4 protein-coding genes are annotated in these 3911 nt (G+C 69.1%); 3 read left to right on the forward strand and 1 reads right to left on the reverse strand.

Annotation, left to right across the window (positions count from 1 at the left end; all coding sequences use genetic code 11):
• From AB0M20_RS31075 to AB0M20_RS31085, 3 genes are all read left to right on the forward strand, one after another.
• Window positions 1–698 (forward strand): ABC transporter permease (locus AB0M20_RS31075; protein WP_364303887.1); only part of this gene is annotated, 698 nt, incomplete at its 5' end.
• Window positions 695–1738: an ABC transporter ATP-binding protein gene (locus AB0M20_RS31080; protein WP_364303888.1), complete on the forward strand. Its 1044-nt coding sequence runs from the start codon at window positions 695–697 to the stop codon at window positions 1736–1738. The genes AB0M20_RS31075 and AB0M20_RS31080, both read left to right, overlap by 4 nt.
• Window positions 1738–2784 (forward strand): dipeptide ABC transporter ATP-binding protein, encoded by a 1047-nt coding sequence (locus AB0M20_RS31085; RefSeq protein ID WP_364303889.1) that lies wholly within the window; start codon window positions 1738–1740, stop codon window positions 2782–2784. Before AB0M20_RS31080 ends, AB0M20_RS31085 begins: the two co-directional genes overlap by 1 nt.
• Window positions 2785–2788: 4 nt before the next feature.
• On the opposite strand, the gene AB0M20_RS31090 is transcribed toward AB0M20_RS31085, so the two are convergent.
• Window positions 2789–3911 (reverse strand): family 20 glycosylhydrolase (locus AB0M20_RS31090; RefSeq protein ID WP_364303890.1); only part of this gene is annotated, 1123 nt, incomplete at its 5' end.

The raw sequence follows: 3911 nt of genomic DNA on the forward strand, positions 1-3911 counted from the left end.
AGCCGGTCTGGCCGGAGCTGCTGAGCCGGCTCCCGGTCACCCTGTCGCTGGCCATCGGCGCGGCCATCCTCTGGTTGCTATTCGGCCTGACCACCGGCGTGATCTCCGCGCTGCGCCGCGGCTCGATGCTGGACCGCGCCGCGATGGGCGTCTCGCTCGCCGGCGTTTCGCTGCCGATCTTCTTCACCGGCATGATCGCCCTCACGCTGTTCAGCTACAAACTCGGGTGGACCGCCCCCGGCGGCACGTACACGCCGATCGAGGAGAACCCCGGCAAGTGGGCGTACGCCCTGCTGCTGCCCTGGCTGGTGCTCGCCCTGCAGTTCTCCGCCCAGTACGCGCGACTCACCCGCGCCGGCATGCTGGAGACGATGGGCGAGGACTACATACGCACCGCCCGCGCCAAGGGTCTGCCGGAACGCGACGTCACCGTCCGGCACGGCCTGCGCGCCGCGCTGACCCCGATCCTCACCATCTTCGGCCTGGACTTCGGCATCCTGCTCGGCGGCGCCGTGCTCACCGAGTCGGTGTTCTCGCTGCCCGGGATGGGCAAGTACGCGATCGACGCGATCACCAACAACGACCTCCCCAAGGTGCTGGGCGTGGTGATGATGGCGGCCTTCTTCGTGGTCATCGCCAACCTGGTCGTGGACCTGCTCTATGCGGTCGTCGACCCGAGAGTGAGGCTGGGCTCATGACCGCGCCGCTGAACGACAGGTTCCTCGACGTCAAGGACCTGAAGATCCACTTCAGGACCGACGACGGCATCGTGAAGAGCGTCGACGGCCTGACCTTCTCGCTGGAGCGCGGCAAGACCCTCGGCATCGTCGGCGAGTCCGGCTCCGGCAAGTCGGTCACCAGCCTCGGCGTCATGGGGATCTACAACAAGCGCAACGCCGAGGTGTCCGGCGAGATCTGGCTCGACGGCCAGGAGCTGGTCAACGCGGGTCCCGAGCCGGTGCGCAAGCTCCGCGGCAACAAGATGGCCATGATCTTCCAGGACCCGCTGTCCTCGATGCACCCGTACTACAGCGTGGGCAAGCAGATCATGGAGGCGTACCGGGTCCACCACAAGGTCTCCAAGCAGGTCGCCCGCAAGCATGCGATCGACATGCTGGGCCGGGTCGGCATCCCGCAGCCCAACCGCCGCGTCGACGACTATCCGCACCAGTTCTCCGGCGGCATGCGGCAGCGGGCGATGATCGCGATGGCGCTGGTCAACGACCCCGAGCTGCTGATCGCCGACGAGCCCACCACGGCGCTGGACGTGACCGTGCAGGCGCAGATCCTCGACCTGATGCACGAGCTGCAGGCCGAGTTCAACTCCGCGCTGATCGTCATCACCCACGACCTCGGCGTCGTGGCCGAGCTGGCCGACGACGTGCTGGTGATGTACGGCGGCAAGTGCGTCGAGTACGCGGGCGCCACCACGATCTTCGACCGGCCGGAACACCCGTACACGTGGGGTCTGCTCGGGTCCATGCCCCGCATGGACCGCCCCAACCTCGAGCGCCTCGTGCCGATCCCGGGCCTGCCGCCGTCGCTGATCAACCTGCCGTCCGGCTGCGCCTTCCACCCCCGCTGCGCCTACGAGGAGCGCACGGGCGGGCTGGGCGACACGGTGCCGCCGGAGCTGACCCAGGCCGGCGGCAGCAGACACCTGGTGCGCTGCCACCTGCCCACGGAGGAGCGGCAGCGGATCTGGGCGCAAGAGGTCAAACCGAAGCTGGAGGCGTGATGAACGAGGACAACGACGCCCTCCTGTCGGTGCGGGGGTTGGAGAAGCACTTCCCGATCACCAAGGGGGTGCTGCGGCGCAAGGTCGGCGCGGTGCGCGCGGTGGACGGCATCGACTTCGACGTCTACAAGGGCGAGACGCTGGGCCTGGTCGGCGAGTCCGGCTGCGGCAAGTCGACCACCGGGCGGCTGCTGACCCGGCTGCTCGAGCCGACCGGCGGGAAGGTCGTCTTCGAGGGCCGGGACATCACGCACCTGCGGCAGGGCCAGATCCGGCCGATGCGGCGCGACATGCAGATGATCTTCCAGGACCCCTTCTCGTCGCTGAACCCGCGGCACACCGTGGGCACGATCGTCGGCGCGCCCTACCGGATCCAGAACGTGCAGACCGAGCACGGCGTCAAGCGCGCGGTGCAGGATCTGCTGCAGCTGGTCGGTCTCAACCCGGAGCACTACAACCGGTACCCGCACGAGTTCTCCGGCGGTCAGCGGCAGCGCATCGGCATCGCCCGCACGCTCGCCCTCAAGCCCAAGATGATCGTTGCCGACGAGCCGGTGTCCGCGCTCGACGTGTCGATCCAGGCCCAGGTCGTGAACCTGCTCGACGACCTGCAGAACGAGCTCGGGCTGACCTACGTTTTCATCGCGCACGACCTGTCCGTGGTGCGGCACATCTCGGACCGGGTCGCGGTGATGTACCTCGGCAAGGTCGTCGAGATCGCCGACCGGGAGTCGCTCTACACGCAGGCCCGGCACCCGTACACGGTGGCGCTGCTCTCCGCCGTGCCGGTGCCGGACCCGCGGCGGCGCGACAAGTTGCAGCGCGAGCGGGTGCTGTTGACCGGTGACGTGCCCAGCCCGATCAACCCGCCGTCGGGGTGCCGGTTCCGCACGCGCTGCTGGAAGGCGCAGGACATCTGCGCCGAGCAGGAGCCGCCGCTGGTCCCGGTCCTGGACGACCCCGCCTCCCACCGGACCGCGTGTCACTTCCCGGTGGTGGAGGGCGAGCTCGTCGAGGGCCGCCAGCCGGCCGCGGTCACCGGCTGATCGGTCACCAGTCGATCTGGGGTGACCGGTAGAAGTCGACGTCCCGCGACGCCCACTGTGGTGCGTATCCGGCCAGCCGGGTGCGGAACGACGCCCAGTCGTGGGTCGATCGCGGTGACCAGCCCAGCTCGGCGATCGCGGCCAGCCGCGGGAACGCCATGAACTCGATGTCGTCGAGGTCGCGCAACGTCTCGGACCAGAGCGGCGCTTCCACGCCGAGGACCGATGACTCGGGTACGCCGGACACGTGCGTGCCCGGATCCCAGTCGTACGCGGTGCGCACCTCGATGTAGCCGGCCCAGCTCAGGCCCAGCGGGGTGTTCCGGTCGTACTTCATGTCCAGGTACGCCTTGTTGGCCGGCGACATCACCACGCGCATGCCGTGTGCCACCGCGTTGGCCACCGTCGCGTTGCTGGTCGAGGTGTCCCAGTACTGCGCGACCGACGAGTACGAGGCCGGCGACTGCGCGATCTCGTTCCACCCGTACGCGGTCTTGCCGTGCTTGGCGACCAGCGGGATCACCCTGTTCTGGAATGCCACGTAGTCGGCCGGTGGGGTGGAGTGCGCCTCGTCGCCGCCGATGTGGATGTACGGCCCGGGCGTGATCGCCGCCAGCTCCCGGATCACGTCCTCGACGAACCGGTACGTGGTCTCCGACGAGATGCACAGCGAGCTGTAGCCGACCGCGGTGTCGGTGCGCGGCGGCGGCGCGACCCCGTCGCAGGTGAGCTCGGGATAGGCGACCTGGGCCGCGTTGACGTGCCCCGGCATGTCGATCTCGGGCACGATGGTCACGAAGCGCGCGGCCGCGTACCCGACGAGGTCTTGATATTCGGCCTTGGTGAGGAAGCCGCCGCCGACTCCGTCGACTCCCGTGCCCGGCGCGCCGCCCACCTCGGTGAGCCGCGGCCAGCTGTCGATCTGGATGCGCCAGCCCTGGTCGTCACTCAGGTGTAGGTGCAGATAATTGACCTTGAGGCGGCGCACCTCGTCGATGTAGCGCTTCACCTCGTCCGGCGTGTGGAAGTGCCGGGCCAGGTCGAGGTGCACGCCGCGGTAGCCGAACCGCGGCCGGTCGGTGATCGAGCCGCCCGCGATGGCCCGGCCGGTGCGTGCCTGCAGCAGG

The sequence above is a fragment of the Actinoplanes sp. NPDC051633 genome, from assembly GCF_040681735.1.
In the GTDB taxonomy this organism is placed as follows: Bacteria; Actinomycetota; Actinomycetes; order Mycobacteriales; family Micromonosporaceae; genus Actinoplanes.